Annotated in this window: 13 protein-coding genes and 1 tRNA gene; 5 read left to right on the forward strand and 9 right to left on the reverse strand. The window is 69.5% G+C overall.

Features of this window, described 5'->3' with window-relative positions; genetic code table 11:
- Positions 1-5: 5 nt before the first annotated feature.
- On the reverse strand, positions 6-737 hold the full coding sequence (locus TR33_RS10470) for a GntR family transcriptional regulator (protein WP_017535850.1): 732 nt from the start codon (positions 735-737) through the stop codon (positions 6-8).
- Between the two features lie 301 nt (positions 738-1,038).
- Here TR33_RS10470 and TR33_RS10475 point away from each other — a divergent pair, with 301 nt between their 5' ends.
- On the forward strand, positions 1,039-1,296 hold the full coding sequence (locus TR33_RS10475; RefSeq protein WP_017535851.1) for a hypothetical protein: 258 nt from the start codon (positions 1,039-1,041) through the stop codon (positions 1,294-1,296).
- A 132-nt stretch (positions 1,297-1,428) separates the two neighbouring features.
- On the opposite strand, the gene TR33_RS10480 is transcribed toward TR33_RS10475, so the two are convergent.
- From TR33_RS10480 to TR33_RS10490, 3 genes are all read right to left on the reverse strand, one after another.
- A complete protein-coding gene (locus tag TR33_RS10480) occupies positions 1,429-2,574 on the reverse strand; it encodes a cystathionine gamma-synthase (protein WP_017535852.1) in 1,146 nt (381 codons plus the stop codon).
- A 144-nt stretch (positions 2,575-2,718) separates the two neighbouring features.
- Entirely contained in the window at positions 2,719-3,447 is a 729-nt protein-coding gene (locus TR33_RS10485; protein ID WP_017535853.1) for an acyltransferase, read from the reverse strand.
- 182 nt (positions 3,448-3,629) lie between these two features.
- Positions 3,630-4,997, reverse strand: a complete 1,368-nt coding sequence (locus tag TR33_RS10490; protein ID WP_017535854.1) for a cystathionine beta-synthase — start codon at positions 4,995-4,997, stop codon at positions 3,630-3,632.
- A gap of 305 nt (positions 4,998-5,302) precedes the next feature.
- On the opposite strand from TR33_RS10490, the gene TR33_RS10495 reads away from it, so the two are divergent.
- The 3 genes from TR33_RS10495 (at position 5,303) to TR33_RS10505 (ending at position 8,130) form a co-directional block, all read left to right on the forward strand.
- Positions 5,303-6,364: an SGNH/GDSL hydrolase family protein gene (locus TR33_RS10495; RefSeq protein WP_199806124.1), complete on the forward strand. Its 1,062-nt coding sequence runs from the start codon at positions 5,303-5,305 to the stop codon at positions 6,362-6,364.
- A 46-nt stretch (positions 6,365-6,410) separates the two neighbouring features.
- Positions 6,411-7,631, forward strand: coding sequence for an acetyl-CoA C-acetyltransferase (locus tag TR33_RS10500; RefSeq protein WP_017535855.1), 1,221 nt, complete (start codon positions 6,411-6,413; stop codon positions 7,629-7,631).
- Positions 7,632-7,878: 247 nt separating this feature from the next.
- Entirely contained in the window at positions 7,879-8,130 is a 252-nt protein-coding gene (locus TR33_RS10505; protein WP_014911938.1) for a DUF4287 domain-containing protein, read from the forward strand.
- 72 nt (positions 8,131-8,202) lie between these two features.
- On the opposite strand, the gene TR33_RS10510 is transcribed toward TR33_RS10505, so the two are convergent.
- The 3 genes from TR33_RS10510 to pruA all read right to left on the reverse strand — a co-directional run bounded on the left by TR33_RS10510 (position 8,203) and on the right by pruA (position 12,039).
- Positions 8,203-9,138 carry a Bax inhibitor-1/YccA family membrane protein gene (locus TR33_RS10510; RefSeq protein ID WP_042282895.1) on the reverse strand — a complete coding sequence of 312 codons (936 nt, stop codon included), beginning with the start codon at positions 9,136-9,138 and terminating at the stop codon, positions 8,203-8,205.
- A 156-nt stretch (positions 9,139-9,294) separates the two neighbouring features.
- Entirely contained in the window at positions 9,295-10,221 is a 927-nt protein-coding gene (locus TR33_RS10515; protein WP_042282897.1) for a proline dehydrogenase family protein, read from the reverse strand.
- A 192-nt stretch (positions 10,222-10,413) separates the two neighbouring features.
- Positions 10,414-12,039, reverse strand: a complete 1,626-nt coding sequence (gene pruA, locus TR33_RS10520) for an L-glutamate gamma-semialdehyde dehydrogenase (RefSeq protein ID WP_017535858.1) — start codon at positions 12,037-12,039, stop codon at positions 10,414-10,416.
- A 221-nt stretch (positions 12,040-12,260) separates the two neighbouring features.
- Here pruA and TR33_RS10525 point away from each other — a divergent pair, with 221 nt between their 5' ends.
- On the forward strand, positions 12,261-14,042 hold the full coding sequence (locus tag TR33_RS10525; RefSeq protein ID WP_014912592.1) for a PucR family transcriptional regulator: 1,782 nt from the start codon (positions 12,261-12,263) through the stop codon (positions 14,040-14,042).
- 219 nt (positions 14,043-14,261) lie between these two features.
- Here TR33_RS10525 and TR33_RS10530 read toward each other — a convergent pair.
- Both TR33_RS10530 and TR33_RS10535 read right to left on the reverse strand, forming a co-directional pair.
- Positions 14,262-14,335, reverse strand: a tRNA-Leu gene (locus TR33_RS10530).
- A gap of 179 nt (positions 14,336-14,514) precedes the next feature.
- The gene (locus TR33_RS10535; RefSeq protein ID WP_014909010.1) at positions 14,515-15,891 is read right to left on the reverse strand and encodes an NAD(P)/FAD-dependent oxidoreductase; all 1,377 of its coding nucleotides are present in this window, start codon (positions 15,889-15,891) and stop codon (positions 14,515-14,517) included.
- Positions 15,892-16,236: the final 345 nt, after the last annotated feature.

The raw sequence follows: 16,236 nt of genomic DNA on the forward strand, positions 1-16,236 counted from the left end.
CTGTGTCAATCCCGGTGGTAGGCCTTGAGATCGCCGTGCTCGAACTGGTAGCGGATGCTGTGCCCGGCGTACACAGTGTGCACCAGGCGGATGGGCCGCTCCGTCGAATAGTCGGTCCGGTGGACGGTCAGGACGGGGACGCCGGGCGGCAACTCCAGTTCGTCGACCTCCTGGGGAGTGGGCATCCTGGTGGCCAGCTCGTCCACGTAGCCCACCTGCCGGTGTCCGTGCTCCATGAGGACCTCCAGGGCGCTCTCCACGTCCTCAGGCAGCATGAGCGGGGTGTTCTCGACCAGGTCCATCGGATAGAACGCGGAGCTGATCGATCCGGAACGGCCGCCGGAGAACCGGTGCATGCGTCGTACGACGGTCATGGTGCCCTCGGGGACGCGCAGACGGGAGGCGACGGCGGTGTCGGCGCTGAGGAGTTGGAGCTCCTCCAGGGTCAGGCCGCTCATGTTCGACTCGTTGAGCCCACCGGGCCCGCCCTTGCCCCGGGTGGCGTAGAAGGTCTCCGGTACGACGTCCTGGACGTAGTGTCCACGCCCCGGCCTGCTCACGATGAGCCCCTGGTTGCGGAGCATTCCCAGGGCCAGGCGGACGGTGTTGCGCGAGGCCTCGAAGCGCTCCTCCAGCTGCTTCTCCGAGGGGAGTTGGCCGCCGGGGGGAAGGCTTCCGCCCTGGATCTCCCTGCGCAGGGTTCGAGCGATCTGTCGATATCGGCTTTCGGCCCGCATAAGTCCGCCCCCTCGAGGGTATAAGACCAACACCTCAGCTTGTACCAACAAGCTGAGCGGTATTACCAACAGAACAGGTCCATCGGGTTCGATCGAGCCCATCCTATAGAGGAACGCCACTCTCGGTACACGCCGAGTTCACCCCCGACGACCCGGTTCCGACCCCACCGGGCACCGCCACCACAGAGGCCTCTCACACCCCACTGGAACAGGGAAAAGATGAGAACCGCTGCCACGTCTCCCTCACGCACGAGGGGGCCGTACAGGAGCTGACCCCACCCCTTCCCCAAAGGAGAACACCGTGGAGACCACGTTCATCGTTCTGATCCTCGTCGGCATCGTCCTGCTCGGCCTGTCGGCCGGCTTCCTCCTGGCCATCTCCATCGGGATCCGCCGCCAGGACCGTCGAGGCGGTTACCGCTCCCTGCGCGACGAGGAGCTCGACAGCACCCTGGGCAACACCGGGCGCTACATCTGTGGCCTGCGCTTCCGCGAGCGACGCCCCGCCGCGGCCCCCTTCACGGCCCCCTCGGAGGACCGCGCTCCGACCGCGGCCTGAGCACCGGACCACCCCGCCCGAGACCACGCCCACCCCGCCGGGACCACGCGGGGGACGAACCCCGAGGACGCCGCGCCGGGCCCGGCCGAAAAGCCGGGGCACCCGCGCGGCAGCGCCGCGCGGGCCCACGACTCAGCCCTCCAGGGCCTGCTCCAGGTCGGCGACCAGGTCGTCACCGGATTCGATGCCCACCGAGATCCGCACCAGGTCCGCCGGGACCTCCAGCGCCGAACCCGCCGTCGAGGCGTGTGTCATCCGGCCCGGGTGCTCGATGAGCGACTCGACCCCGCCCAGGGACTCGCCCAGGGTGAAGACCTTCGTCCGCTCGCACAGCTCCAGCGCAGCCTTCTCACCGTCGCGCAGCTCGAAGGAGACCATCCCGCCGAAGGCGCGCATCTGCCGCTCGGCGATCTTGTGGCCCGGGTGGGAGTCCAGCCCCGGGTAGTACACGCGCCGTACCGCCGGGTGCCCTTCGAGCGCGGCCACGACCCGCTCGGCGTTCTCGCTGTGCCGGTCCATCCGCACGCCCAGGGTCTTGACCCCGCGCAACGTCAGCCAGGCGTCGAAGGGGCCCGCGACCGCGCCCATGGTGTTCTGGTGGAAGGCCAGCCGCTCCCCCAGTTCGGCGTCGGCGACGATCAGCGCCCCGCCGACCACGTCGGAGTGGCCGCCGACGTACTTGGTGGTGGAGTGCACGACCACGTCGGCGCCCAGGGTGAGGGGCTGCTGTAGGTAGGGCGAGGCGAACGTGTTGTCGACGACGTGGAGGGCGCCGCCGTCGTGCGCGATCCGCGCGACCGTCTCGATGTCGGTGATGCCCAGGAGCGGGTTGGTGGGCGTCTCGGTCCACACGACCTTGGTCTCGGGACGCATCGCCGCGCGCACCGCCTCGACGTCGGTCTGGTCGACCGCGTCCCAGGAGACGCCCCAGCGCTCGACCACCTTGGAGATGAGGCGGAAGGTACCCCCGTAGGCGTCACCGGGGATGATGATGTGGTCGCCCGGGGAGAGCACCGTGCGCAGCAGGGTGTCCTCGGCCGCCATGCCGGAGGCGAAGGCCAGCCCGCGCGCGCCGGACTCAAGCGCGGCCAGGCACTCCTCCAGGGCGGTGCGCGTGGGGTTGGCGGTGCGGGAGTACTCGTACCCCTGGCGCAGTCCGCCCACGCCGTCCTGGGCGTAGGTACTCGTCTGGTAGATCGGCACGACCACGGCTCCGGTACCGGCGTCCGGTTCCTGGCCCGCGTGGATGGCCCGTGTTTCAAACCCGTCGAACTTCATGGGGCCACCCTAGTACCCGGATACCCCTCCAGACCCCCTGTCAACAGGGAGATCTCACGCCTCACACGCCCCATCGCGACCATACGACTCCGACGGTCGGACATTCCGGACGGAACCTTCTTCGCCCGGCCCGCGAGCGGCTTCTCAGGTCGGCGGGAAACGGGTGGCCGATCCCGGTTCCGGGGGCTCGACCGGAGCCTCGGGAGGCAGACCGGTGACCGGGGTGGGGACCCGGGTGGGGGTCCCCGACTCGCGCAGCGGCGGATCCCAGCCGAGCTCGGGGTCGTGGCGGCGCACGACCCGACCGGGGATCCCGGCGATGACGGCGTGATCGGGGTAGGTGCCGGGCCGCACCACGGTTCCGGCGGCCACCACCGAGTTCCTCCCGAGGTGGACACCGGGCAGGATCACGGAGTTGGCGCCGAGCCAGCTTCCCGCGCCGATGCTCACCGGAGCGTCCACCGGCCACTGGAGGCCGACGGGGATCTCGGTGTTGGAGTAGGAGTGGTTCTGGTCGGTGATGTAGACGTAGGGGCCGGTGTAGACGTGGTCGCCGATGTCGATCGACTTGTGGGCGACGACGTGCGAACCGCGGCCGATCGCGCATCCGGAGCCGATCCGGACCACGGTCCCCTCACCGAGGTCGTAGTCGGGGCCCATCCCGGCGGCCAGGGTGATGTCACCGCCCAGGACGGTGTGCACCCCGATCTCGATCCAGGGTTCGCCGTACAGCGTGGCCACGGGGAAGGCGATCGCCGAACCGGTACCGAAGCGGGCGAACCGCCGGGCCGCCTTCGACTCGGCCCGGATCGCGCCGTGGTTCCGTGCGTACGACCAGACGGAGCGGATGATCCAGGACAAGAGCCGAGACACGCGCGCACCTACTTATTACCGATCGGTAATTCCGACTCGAACATTAGCAGTGTCCGAGTATGCGGCACTATGTCGGGCAGGCGAACACCGGGTCCCGAACGACGCTCGGTATGACGCGCGAACGTTCGAGAGACCGTCGCACGCGCCGGGGCGGACGCTCGCGCGACCGCCCCGGCGACCGGTCAACCGGACAGGTGGGCCAGCAGGTCCTGACGGGTGAGAATGCCCACGGGCTTACCGTCGCGCAGCACCACAAGGGCCCCCGAGGTGCGCAGCAGGCGGACACAGTCGCTCACCGGCGTACCGGTGCCGACGGTCGCCAGCGGCCGACCCATGTGCGTCTCCACCAGGTCGTCCAGCTCGGCCCGACCGTCGAAGAGGGCGTCCAGCAGATCGCGCTCGGCGATGGAGCCCACGACCTCGGCCGCCATGACCGGCGGCTCCTCCTTCATGACCGGCAGCTGGGAGACGCCGTACTCGCGCATGATCGCCACGGCGGTCCCGACCGTCTCGTCCGGGTGGCTGTGCACGAAGTCGGGCATCTCGCCCTCCTTGCCGCCCAGCACCTGGCCCGCCGTGGCCTCCTCGGTCTCGGCGGACAGGAAGCCGTAGTCGGCCATCCACTCGTCGTTGAAGATCTTGCCCAGGTAGCCGCGGCCACCGTCCGGCAGCAGCACCACGATGACGTCGTCGGGGCCGGCCGTCTCGGCCACACGCAGGGCCGCCTCGACCGCCAGACCGCAGGAGCCGCCGACCAGCAGCCCCTCCTCCTTGGCCAGACGACGGGTCATCAGGAACGAGTCCTTGTCGCTGACCGCCACGATCTCGTCGCAGATCGCCGTGTCATAGGTGCCCGGCCAGATATCCTCGCCCACACCCTCGACCAGGTACGGACGGCCGGTGCCGCCCGAGTAGACCGAACCCTCCGGGTCCGCGCCCACGATCTGCACCCGGCCCTCGGAGGCCTCCTTGAGGTAGCGACCGGTACCGCTGATGGTGCCGCCGGTACCGATACCCGCGACGAAGTGCGTGATGCGCCCCTCGGTCTGGTCCCAGATCTCCGGACCGGTGGAGTGGTAGTGCGATTCCGGGTTGTTCTCGTTCTCGTACTGGTTGGGCTTCCAAGCGCCGGGGATCTCCCGGGCGAGCCGGTCGGAGACCGAGTAGTAGGACTCGGGGTGCTCGGGGGCGACCGTGGTCGGGCAGACCACGACCTCGGCGCCATAGGCGCGCAGCACCGACAGCTTGTCCGGCCCGACCTTGTCGGGGCAGACGAAGACGCAGCGGTAGCCCTTCTCCTGGGCCACCAGCGCAAGGCCGATACCGGTGTTCCCGGAGGTGGGCTCGACGATGGTCCCGCCCGGCTGGAGCTCACCGCTCTTCTCGGCGGCCTCGACCATCCGCAACGCGATACGGTCCTTCACCGAACCGCCCGGGTTGAAGTACTCGACCTTCGCCAGGATCGTCGGGGCCAGCCCCTCGGTGACCTTTCGCAGGCGGACCAACGGGGTGTCCCCGACCAGGTCGATGAGTGAGTCGTGTACCCGCAACTTCGCTCCTTAGCGTCATGGCGACCGGGTCTTCGGCCCGCCGGTCTCGTGTGTCCCCGGTGACGTCCGAGGCGGGTGGGCCGGATTCCGGTTCCCACATCCTGAACTCTAAGCCGTTTGGGCCGCGGACGCTCCGCCCGTTCGGCCCGGTACGGAGTACCTCGCCGAGCCGCGTCGGTCCGCTGACCCCGAGGATCGGATTGTGTACCGCCGAGGTACGTGACCACCGGGTTCCCCACCGGTAACGTCGAATCGTAACCGGCCCGCACGCGGCCGGAGACGGGTCCGACGCTTCAGGGGTGCCGATGCTCAGAGCCGCACGAGCGCGACGCATCGCCGCCGCCACCGCGTTCGGCGGTGGCGGACTCACCCTCGTGGGCGGTGGAACCGTCGCCCTGCTCTACCTCCAGGCCCGGCTGGCCGCGAACGCCATCGGCACCACCCGATGGAACCGGCCCCGGGCCGACGGCCTGTACGGGACCGGTGAGGGGCCGCCGCTGCGGCTGCTCATGATCGGCGACTCCACCGCCGCCGGGTTCGCCGTGACCAGGTCCCGGGAGACGCCCGGCGCCCTGCTCGCCGCGGGGATCTCCGCCGCCTCCGACCGTCCGGTGCTGCTGCGCTGCCCCGCCACCCCGGGCGCCACCTCGGCCGACCTGGCCGGACAGGTGGAACGGGCCGGGCCCCACCACCACGACGTGGCCGTGGTGTTCATCGGTGCCAACGACGTGATCAGGCGTGTACGTCCCAACGACGCCGTCGCCGCGCTGCGCGAGGTCACCCGTGGTCTGGTCGCCGCGGGCACCCCGGTGGTGGTGGCGACCTGTCCGGACCTGGGCACGGTACGGCCCATCGGCTGGCCACTGCGCTCGGTGGCCCGACGGGCCTCCCGCCAACTGGCCGCCGCCCAGACCATCGCGGTCACCGAGGCGGGCGGCCGTACGGTCTCCCTGAGCGACCTGCTCGCCGACGACTTCCGTTCCGATCCGCTCGCCATGTTCGGCCCCGACCGCTTCCACCCCTCGGCCCGCGGATACGCGCAGGCCTCGTTCGCCGTCCTGCCGTCCGCCTGCGCCGCTCTGGGCCTGCTCCCCGAACTCGACGAGGAGGAGACCACCCGCGGTGTCCTGCCCGTCGACCGGGCCGCCGTGATGGCCGCCGAGACACCGGGCACGGAGGTCACCCGGGCCGGCGATCGGACCGTGGACCGACGTCACGGAAAGCGCCCCGCGTTCGTCCGCGGCCCCTTCCGGCTCATGCCGTCGTCACGCGCCGTGCCCGCCGAACCCCGCGAGGAGACGGACGACGAGAACGTCGGCGCGCCCAGAGCGACCCCGGGTGGCGCGGAGGAGCCCCGTCCGGGTTAACTGGTCGGTAACAAGTTGTGCCGTGACCCGAACAAGGACGAGGAACATGCCCGAAGCAGTCATCGTCGCCACCGCGCGTTCCCCCATCGGCCGAGCCTTCAAGGGCTCCCTGAAGGACATCCGCCCGGACGACCTGACCACCCAGATCGTCGGCGCGGCCTTGGCCAAGGTGCCCGAACTGAACCCCGAGAGCATCGACGACCTCATGCTCGGCTGCGGCCTGCCCGGCGGCGACCAGGGCTTCAACATGGCCCGCGTCGTGGCCGTCCAGCTCGGCCTGGACACCGTCCCGGGCACCACCATCACCCGGTACTGCTCCTCCTCGCTCCAGACCACCCGCATGGCCTACCACGCCATCAAGGCCGGTGAGGGCGACGTGTTCATCTCCGCCGGCGTGGAGACCGTCAGCCGCTTCGTCAACGGCAGCAGCGACAACCCGCAGAACGAGAACCCGCTCTTCGCCGACGCCAAGGCGCGTACCGAGAGGCGCAAGGAGGGCGGCCAGGGCACCTGGACCGACCCCCGCGAGAACGGCGACCTGCCCGACGCCTACATCGAGATGGGCCAGACCGCGGAGAACGTCGCCGAGCTCACCGGTGTCTCCCGCGAGCGCCAGGACGAGTTCGCCGTCCGCTCGCAGAACCTCGCCGAGAAGTCGCTCGACAACGGCTTCTGGGAGCGCGAGATCACCCCGGTGACCCTCCCCGACGGCACCGTGGTCTCCACCGACGACGGCATCCGTCGCGGCACCACCTACGAGAAGGTCTCCCAGCTCAAGCCGGTGTTCCGTCCCGACGGCACCGTCACGGCCGGCAACGCCTGCCCGCTCAACGACGGCGCCTCCGCGCTGGTCATCATGAGCGACACCAAGGCCAAGCAGCTCGGCATCACCCCGCTGGCCCGCGTCGTCTCCACCGGTGTGACCGGCCTGAGCCCCGAGATCATGGGCCTGGGCCCGGTCGAGGCCTCCAAGCAGGCCTTGGCCCGCGCCAACATGGCCATCGGTGACATCGACCTCGTCGAGATCAACGAGGCCTTCGCCGCCCAGGTACTGCCCTCCGCCGACCGACTGGGCATCGACATCGACGCGCAGCTGAACGTCAACGGCGGCGCCATCGCCATCGGCCACCCGTTCGGCAGCACCGGCGCCCGCATCACCGGCACCCTGCTCAACGGCCTGCGCACCCACGACAAGACCTTCGGTCTGGAGACCATGTGCGTCGGCGGCGGCCAGGGCATGGCCGCCGTCTTCGAGCGTCTCTCCTGACCTCGTAGCGCCTTGGAGGGCCTTGGACCCCGTGTCCGGGGCCCTTCGTGTTCCCGTCGTCCGTCGTGAGGGTGCCGGAACACGTGCCGGACCGCTCCCCCTCCCTCCGGTTCGGACGAAGGACCGACGAAGGTGAACGTTCCCGCTCGGGAAGGGTAAAAGCCGGCCTCCGGGACTTGTCCACTCGGTGTCCGTGGGGCATGGTCGCAGGTGAGTGCCACACGCCCAACGCACAGCGGAGGTGCCTATGTCGGTAGCCCACTCGCCGGAGATCCACGCAAAGCTCATCGAACGCATCCCGGTCGTGACCGGCCGGGGACTCCACGAGTGGTTCGACTCACTCGACCAGGGGCCGGGCCTCCTGCGCAAGGCGGACCGGACCTACTGGCTCGCCGACGAGTACGGCCTCACCCACGGATACGCACGCGCGATCGTCACCGAGTACGACCGTCGCCGCCGCGATCGGTCGATCCCGGCCCCGCGCCGCTCCGCGACCTGACCCGACACACGTGAAGGGGCCGCCCCCGGATACTCCGGAGGCGGCCCCTTCACACGTGCGAGGACGCTCGCGTCAGTCCGCGAACATCGTCTTGATGATCCAGAGCAGACGCAGGATCTCGATGTAGAGCCAGACCAGGGAGACGGTCAGACCGAAGGCGAACTGCCAGGCGAACTTGCCCGGAACGCCCGCGTTGACGCCCTCCTCGATACCGCGGAACTCCACGGCCAGGGTCAGGGCGGCCAGGACGACGAACACGACGCCGACGCCCAGACCCAGCCAGGTGGGCTCGCGCAGACCGAGGCCGCCCGCCATGAAGAAGCTGAGCACGAAGTTGATCAGCATCAGGGCCGCGGCGCCGATGACCGCGTAGGTGACGGCCTTCATGAAGCCGTCGGTGACCTTGATGATGCGGAACTTGTACAGGGCCAGCATCACGGCGAAGACCGCGACCGTACCGATGACGGCCTGGGTGACCAGTGTCGCGCCCTCACCGGGGGTACCGGTGGCCATCTCCAGCTGAGTGGCGAGCAGAGCCGAGAGGCCACCGACGAACAGACCCTCCAGAGCCGCGTAGATCAGGATCGCGACCGGGTTGGTGATCTGCTTGAACGAGATGACCAGGCCCAGGACGAGCCCGCCGAGCGCGCCCAGGACCATCAGGCCGAGGCTGAGCCCCGGGCTGAACGGGTCGAAGAGGAAGTAGTTGAGAACGCCGAAGAGAGCGACCACGCCCAGGGTCATACCGGTGCGCACGACGACGTCGTCGATCGTCATCGGCTGGTCGCCGGCCGCCTGCTGCGGGTAGGTCTGCTGGGGATAGCCCTGCTCGGGGTAGCCCTGCTGGGGGTATCCGGGCTGGCCGTAACCCTGCTGCGGGTACGGCTGTCCGTACCCCGGCTGCCCATAGCCCTGCGGACCGTGACCGGGCTGACCGTAGCCCTGCCGGGCCCCGGACTGTTGTTGGAGCGCTCGCTTGAGGACGGGGTTGGAACTCCGCATCCGCATGTCTAGTAATGGCCTTTCACGCGTGGATTGCTGCCCACAAGTTAACGTACGGGTCGGACAGCGGGTTCCGACGTCGAGGTCACCGTTGAGACACGGGAACGAGAGCGCCCGCCGCACCATCGAGGGTACGGCGGGCGCTCGGGGCTCGTGCCCCCGCTAGCCGCGGGTGACCAGGGAACGGGCCAGGAACAGCACGTTCGCCGGACGCTCGGCCAGACGACGCATGTAGTAGCCGTACCACTCGTCGCCGTAGGGAACGTAGACGCGCATGCGCTTGCCCTCGGCGGCCAGACGCACCTGCTCGTTGTCCCGGATGCCGTACAGCATCTGGTACTCGTAGTCGTCCGCGCCCCGACCGTTGGCGGCGGCCAGCTCACCGGCGATGGCGACCATGCGCGGGTCGTGCGAGGCCACCATCGGGTAGCCCTCGCCCTCCATGAGGACACGCAGCGCGCGCACGTAGGCCTTGTCCACCTCGTGCTTGTCCCGGAAGGCCACGGACTCGGGCTCGTCGTAGGCGCCCTTGCACAGCCGGACCCGGGAACCGGCGCCGCTCAGGTCGCGGCAGTCGGCCTCGGTACGGCGCAGGTAGGCCTGGAGCACCGCGCCCACGAACGGGAAGTCCTCGCGCAGCTCGCGCAGGATGCCCAGCGTGGAATCGGTGGTGGTGTGGTCCTCCATGTCGAGAGTGACCGTGGTGCCGATCGCCTTGGCGGCCTCGGCGATGGCGCGCGCGTTCTCCAGGGCGATCTTCTCGCCGTCACGGTTCAGGAACTGACCGACGGCGGAGAGCTTGACGGAGACCTCGGCACGGTCGCCCAGACCGGCCTCGCCCAGAGCGGCGAGCAGGTCCTGGTAGGCGGTCACCGTGGCGGTGGCCTGGGACATGTCCGTGGTGTCCTCGCCCAGGAAGTCCAGGGTGACGTACCGGTCACGGGCCAGGTCGCGGACGGCCGGCAGGGCCTCCTCCTGGGTGGCACCGGCGACGAACCTGGTGACCATGGCCCGGGTCATGGGAGTGCGCTCGACGACCTTGCGGCAGGTCGTGGACCTGGCCGCGAGCAGCAGGGGCTTGCGAAGCATGGAGACCTCGAAGAAGACGTGCGCGAGCCGGTGGCTGGCGCGGGCGAAGCACGACCGGTCGGTGTGCCGACGGCGGCGTTGGGTTCCTCGGGGGGTGGAGGGGCCGGGACACGACTCCGAACGTGGGGGTCGTGTCCCGGCCCGAGGGGACGCGCCCCTTCCGGGGAAGGGGAAGAGTGCGCGTCCCGTGTGTCACCCCTGGTGGGGGTAGGAGGAGACCGTCGGCGCGACGAACGTCTCCTTGATGGCGCGCGGGCTGGACCAGCGGGACAGGTTCTGGGCCGAACCCGCCTTGTCGTTGGTACCGGAGGCGCGACCGCCGCCGAAGGGCTGCTGACCGACGATGGAGCCGGTCGGGCGGTCGTTGATGTAGAAGTTGCCGGCGGTGAAGCGCAGGGCCTCGGTCGCCTTGGCCACGGCGGCGCGGTCGGTGGCCAGGACGGCACCGGTCAGGGCGTAGGCCGAACCCTCGTCGACGACCTTGAGGATCTCGTCGTAGCGGTCGTCCTCGTAGACGTGGACGGCGACGATCGGACCGAAGTACTCGGTGCGGAAGACGTCGTTGCCCGGGTCGGTGCCCTCGATGATGGTCGGGCGCACGAAGTAGCCGACGGAGTCGTCGGCGGTGCCACCGGCGATGATCTCCAGGGTCGGGTCGGACTTGGCGTCCTCCAGGACCTTGGCGAGCTTGTCGAAGGAGCGGCGGTCGATGACGGCGCCGACGAAGTTCGACAGGTCGGTGACGTCGCCCATGGTGAGGGCCTCGGTCTCGGCGACCAGGGCGTCACGGGTCTTCTCCCACACGGAGCGGGCGACGAAGACGCGGGAGGCGGCCGAGCACTTCTGACCCTGGTACTCGAAGGCGCCGCGGACGATGGCGGTGCGCAGGACCTCGGGGTCGGCGGAGGAGTGGGCGACGATGAAGTCCTTGCCACCGGTCTCGCCCACGATGCGCGGGTAGGAGCGGTAGTTGGAGATGTTCTCGCCGACGCTCTTCCACAGGTGCTGGAAGGTCTTGGTGGAACCGGTGAAGTGGACACCGGCCAGGTCCGGGTCGTTGAGGGCGACGTCGGAGACCGCGAGGCCGTCACCGGTGACCATGTTGATGACGCCCGGGGGCATGCCGGCCTCCTCCAGGAGGCGCATGGTCAGCTCGGCGGCGAACTGCTGCGTGGGGGACGGCTTCCACACGACCACGTTGCCCATCAGGGCCGGGGCGGTGGGCAGGTTGCCCGCGATGGCGGTGAAGTTGAAGGGGGTGATCGCGTAGACGAACCCCTCCAGCGGACGCTGCTCCATGCGGTTCCAGACGCCCTTGACGCTCAGCGGCTGCTGCTGGATCAGCTCGCGGGCGTAGGAGACGTTGAAGCGCCAGAAGTCGATCAGCTCACAGGCCGCGTCGATCTCCGCCTGCTGCACGGTCTTGGACTGGCCGAGCATGGTGGCGGCGTTGATGGTGGCGCGCCAGGGGCCGGAGAGCAGCTCGGCGGCGCGCAGGATGATCGCGGCGCGGTCGTCGAAGGACATGGCGCGCCAGGCGGGGGCGGCGGCCTTCGCGGCGGCGATGGCGTCGCGGGCGTCCTCGTGGGTGGCGTTGCGCATCGTGCCCAGGACGGCCGCGTGGTTGTGCGGCTGAACGGCGTCGATCGGCTCACCGCCGCCCATACGGCTCTCGCCGTTGATGCGCATCGGCAGGTCGATGCTCTCGCGGCCGAGCTCCTCGAGCTTGGCGACGAGCTCGGCGCGCTCGGCGCTCCCGGGCGCGTAAGAGAGAACGGGTTCGTTCACCGGCAGCGGGACGTTGGTCACGGCGTCCATGGGCACCTCCCTGGAAAGAATGTCCCTGAACGAGCAGGGTTGGGCTGTTTCAACGGTCTCAGAATGTGAAAGCCCCCACGTTGTGGACCGGGCCACTCTTTGCCGGCCTTATTTGTTCACCAGGACAAACCGAGGCACTCACGTGGCCTGCGCATCCTCCACCCCACCCTCACCACTCCAGTAGTGTCATCCCTCGGAGGCGACTGTTGAGGAACGACATCATGCCTGGTCATCCAGGAGAGGATGAGGAGACGGACACGGGGCTGCCGCTACGACGGCTGCTCCTGTCCCTGGGCGACCCCATCGTGGACGTGGCCGCGGCCCCCGCCGGCCTGGATGTTCAGGTGGACAACGTCGTCATCCTCGACCCCGAGGACCGCGTCGAGGCCCGGGAGGGCGACCTGGTCCTGTTGATCGGGGTCCGCGGCGGTCAGGCCCGACGCATCGTCCGCACCCTGGCCGAGCAGGGCGCGACGGCGGTCGCGGTCAAGACCAGCGCCCACCCCCAGCCGGAGGAGGTCCTGCCCCCGCCGAGCGACCATCGGAGCGGCCGTTCCCAGCGCGCCACCGACGAACTGCGCGCTCTGCGCACCGAGGCGCAGGAGAGCGGGATCGCCCTGCTGGCGGTCCGCCCCGAGGTGCGATGGGAGCAGCTCCAGTCGGTGTGCCGGAGCATCGTGGACGACGCCCGACCGACCTCGTCCGAGGATCTGGGCGAGGCCAGCGGCGATCTGTTCTCCATGGCGCAGACGATCGCCCGGCTCACCGGCGGTCTGGTGAGCATCGAGGACTCCGCCAGCCGGGTGCTGGCCTACTCCAGCGGCGCCGAGGTGGACGAGCTCCGCCGCCTGTCGGTCCTGGGCCGGCAGGGCCCCGAGTCCTATCTGGCGCTGCTCCGCGAGTGGGGGGTGTTCGCGAAGCTGCGCGCGGGCGAGGAGGTCGTACGGATCGACGAACACCCCGAGCTGGGCATCCGTCGCCGACTGGCCGTGGGCATCCACGCGGGACGCCGCCCCTTGGGCTCGATCTGGGTGCAGGAGGGCGAACGCCCCCTGTCCGAGCACGCGGAGGAGGCCCTGCTGGGCGCCGCCCGCACCACGGCGTTGCAGATGATCCGGCAGCGCAACCAGACCAACGCGGGCCTGAGACTGCGCGAGGATCTGCTGTCCAGCCTGTTGGAGGGCCGGATCGACGCCGCCGCTCTGGCCGACACCGTGGAGGTGCACACCGACCGGGCCGCACTGGTGGTGGCCTTCTCCCTCCGGCACGGTTCGGGCGGGGGCGAGGACCCCGAGGGAGGGCCGATCGAGGAGCGTCCGGACCGTCCCGAACGGGAGCTGCGCCGTCGCCAGCTGATCGACCTGGTGTCGGTGCACACCGCCGCCTACCGGCGTAGTTCCCTGGTCACCGAGTTGAGCGGTCGGGTGTACGTTCTGCTTCCCGACCTGCCCCGGGGGCCGAGCAGGGAGGCTCCGCGTTCCGTGGAGCACTCGGTGCTGGCCCTGACCCGCAAGACGGTGACGGCGGCCAGATCCGCGCTGGGGTTGCACGTACGGGCGGCGGTGGGTTCTCCGGTGGAACGGCTGGGCGACGTGCCCGAGTCCCGGGCCGAGGCCGACCGGGTGTTGGACGCGATGGGCCGCGACCTGGACCGGGGCACCGACTGGGAGGTGGCGACCATCTCGGATGTGCGCTCCCGTGTCCTGATCAGCGAGACCCTCGCCCATCTGCGCACCGATCCGTCGCTACGTGATCCGAGGGTGAGCCGGCTGATCGAGCACGACCGGGGCGGCGGCGCCGACCTGGTGCACTCTCTGCTGGCCTATCTGGAGGCCTTCGGGGACGCTCGCGCGGCGGCGGAGCGGCTGCACATCCACCCCAACACGCTGCGCTACCGGGTGCGCCGGGCGATCGCGGTCAGCGGGATCGACCTGTCCGATCCGGGGGAGCGCCTGTTCACCCAGCTCCAACTCCTGATGGAGCAGCAGTCCCATGGGGTGTGACCGGCACGCGGTCTCCTACCTCGCCACGGGGGGTCGGTGCACGCGGTCTCCTACACCGGCCACGGGGGGTGGCCCGTTCGGGCGCCGGGAGTGTTCTGCAAGACGAGTCGAGCCGCCCGCGAGGAACGAGCCAGGCGTGGAACGAGGATGAAGAACGCTCCCTCCCCTGGCGCCCGAACACGCGCCGAAGCGCCAGCGGAAACGCAGAGCAACACAAAGTACCCCCGGTCGGACTCGAACCGACACTTGTGACCCTTTTAGGGGGCCTGCCTCTACCATTGGGCTACGAGGGCGTGCCCATCATACCGGGCGGGCCGATTGCCCACTTTGGTTCGGCTTGGCCGGATGGGGACACGAAACGACCGGCTTCCCGAAGGAAACCGGTCGTTTCGCGTTCGATCGCGTCCGTCGATGGTGCGGTGAGTGGGCGTCACCGCGTTCTCTCACCGTGCGGGGCGACGCTTTTCCCCGGTCAGCTCACGCGACGCAGGTGTCCGTCCTCGACCTGCGGGCGGCTGGCCTCTTCGAAGGCCTGGCGGGGCTCGGACATCTCCGGGAGCGCGGCGAAGTCGCGGCGCAGGAAGAGGGCGAGCGTCCAGTCCGAGAGGACCCGCAGCTTGCGGTTGAAGGTCGGGACCGCGAGCAGGTGGTAGGAGCGGTGCGCGTACCAGGCGAGACGGCCGTTGAGCTTGATCTTGCCGAAGAGCTGAGCGGCGCCCTTGTGCAGGCCGAGGCCGGCGACGGCGCCCAGGTTCTTGTGCTTGTAGGCGGTCAGGTCGTTGCCGCGCAGGGTGGCGATGATGTTGTCGGCCAGGACCGGGGCCTGGCGGACGGCGTTCTGCGCGTTGGGCGGGTAGTAGCCGCCGTTGCCGTCGGGCACCTGGGCGTTGTCGCCGCCGGCGAAGACGTTGTCGGTGCCGTTGACCGTGAGGTATTCGCTGGTGTCGACGTGACCCTTGGGGCCGAGCGGCAGGTCGCTGGCGGAGACGACCGGGCTGGGCTTGACGCCCGCGGTCCAGACCAGGGTGCCGGCGTCGAACTCGGTGCCGTCGCTGAGCTTGATGTGCTGGTCGACGGCGGACTCGAGGAAGGTCTTGAGGCGCACGTCGATGTCACGGCGGCGGAGCTGGTTGAGGGCCTTGCCGCCGACCTCCGGGCCGACCTCGGGAAGGATCTTGTCGGCCGCCTCGATGAGGTAGAACTTGACCTCGCTCTGGTCGATCGAGGGGTAGAGGCGGACGGCGTCGCGGACCAGGTCCTCGAGTTCGGCGATGGCCTCGGCTCCGGCGAACCCGCCGCCGACGAAGACGAAGTTCAGCGCCTTGGCGCGGATGTCCTTGTCGTCGGTGGAGTCGGCGATGGTGAGCTGGTTGAGGACGTGGTTGCGCAGGTAGGCCGCCTCTTCGACGGTCTTGATCCCGATACCCCACTCGGCCAGGCCGGGGATGGGCAGGGTGCGCGAGACCGCGCCGGCGGCCATCACGAGGTAGTCGTAGTGGAGGGTCTGCGGCTCGCCGACGTTGGGCTCGTAGCGGACCGTGTTGTCGGCGTGGTCGATACGGACGACACGTCCGCCGAGCACGCGCACCCGGTCGAAGACCTTGCGCAGCGGGACGACCACGTTGCGCGGGGAGATGTTGCCTCCGGCGGTCTCCGGCAGGAAGGGCTGGTAGGTCATGTAGGAGTTGGGGTCGATGACGGTGATGCGGGCTTCACCGGCCCCGAGCTTCTTCTCCAGCCGCCTCGCGGTGTACATCCCGAGGTAACCGCCGCCGACGATGAGGATGTGCGGGATCTCCGCCTCGTCCCCGCCGCCGTGTACCAGCCGGTAGTTCCTGCTCTCGGTCATCGCATATCCGCCCTAACGGTTCATTCTGTGGCGCCTTGTCCCAAGGGCCGAGAAGAGTGTCACGGTCTTCGTTCGGCCCGTCGTACGTCGCCGGGTCCGCCTTCAGGCCGTGTTTCCTGACCTGTTGGAAGCTGCTTGTGCATTCTTTCACAAGCACCTCCCCACAGAGAAGGTTCACATCCCTCTGCCTTCGCACCATCTCTCAACTCGGACGATGGATATCATTGCAGGTCAGATGGGTTGTGAACGCATTCACAAGTGCCCTTCGGGTGACCCTTCTCACCCGTGGGCCCAGGTGCGAGCTCCCCGAAAGTCCCTACCGGAATGTCCGGAATGCCCTTTCGA

This window comes from Nocardiopsis alba (genome assembly GCF_000710955.1).
Lineage (GTDB): Bacteria > Actinomycetota > Actinomycetes > Streptosporangiales > Streptosporangiaceae > Nocardiopsis > Nocardiopsis alba.

Excerpts from the sequence above, each read along its gene's own strand:
- TR33_RS10505 (WP_014911938.1), top strand. The coding sequence starts at position 7,879 with ATGTCGGTAGCCCACTCGCCGGAGATCCACGCAAAGCTCATCGAACGC.
- TR33_RS10525 (WP_014912592.1), top strand. The coding sequence starts at position 12,261 with ATGCCTGGTCATCCAGGAGAGGATGAGGAGACGGACACGGGGCTGCCG.
- pruA (WP_017535858.1), bottom strand. The coding sequence starts at position 12,039 with ATGGACGCCGTGACCAACGTCCCGCTGCCGGTGAACGAACCCGTTCTC.
- TR33_RS10535 (WP_014909010.1), bottom strand. The coding sequence starts at position 15,891 with ATGACCGAGAGCAGGAACTACCGGCTGGTACACGGCGGCGGGGACGAG.
- TR33_RS10510 (WP_042282895.1), bottom strand. The coding sequence starts at position 9,138 with ATGCGGATGCGGAGTTCCAACCCCGTCCTCAAGCGAGCGCTCCAACAA.
- TR33_RS10515 (WP_042282897.1), bottom strand. The coding sequence starts at position 10,221 with ATGCTTCGCAAGCCCCTGCTGCTCGCGGCCAGGTCCACGACCTGCCGC.
- TR33_RS10470 (WP_017535850.1), bottom strand. The coding sequence starts at position 737 with ATGCGGGCCGAAAGCCGATATCGACAGATCGCTCGAACCCTGCGCAGG.
- TR33_RS10500 (WP_017535855.1), top strand. The coding sequence starts at position 6,411 with ATGCCCGAAGCAGTCATCGTCGCCACCGCGCGTTCCCCCATCGGCCGA.
- TR33_RS10480 (WP_017535852.1), bottom strand. The coding sequence starts at position 2,574 with ATGAAGTTCGACGGGTTTGAAACACGGGCCATCCACGCGGGCCAGGAA.
- TR33_RS10495 (WP_199806124.1), top strand. The coding sequence starts at position 5,303 with ATGCTCAGAGCCGCACGAGCGCGACGCATCGCCGCCGCCACCGCGTTC.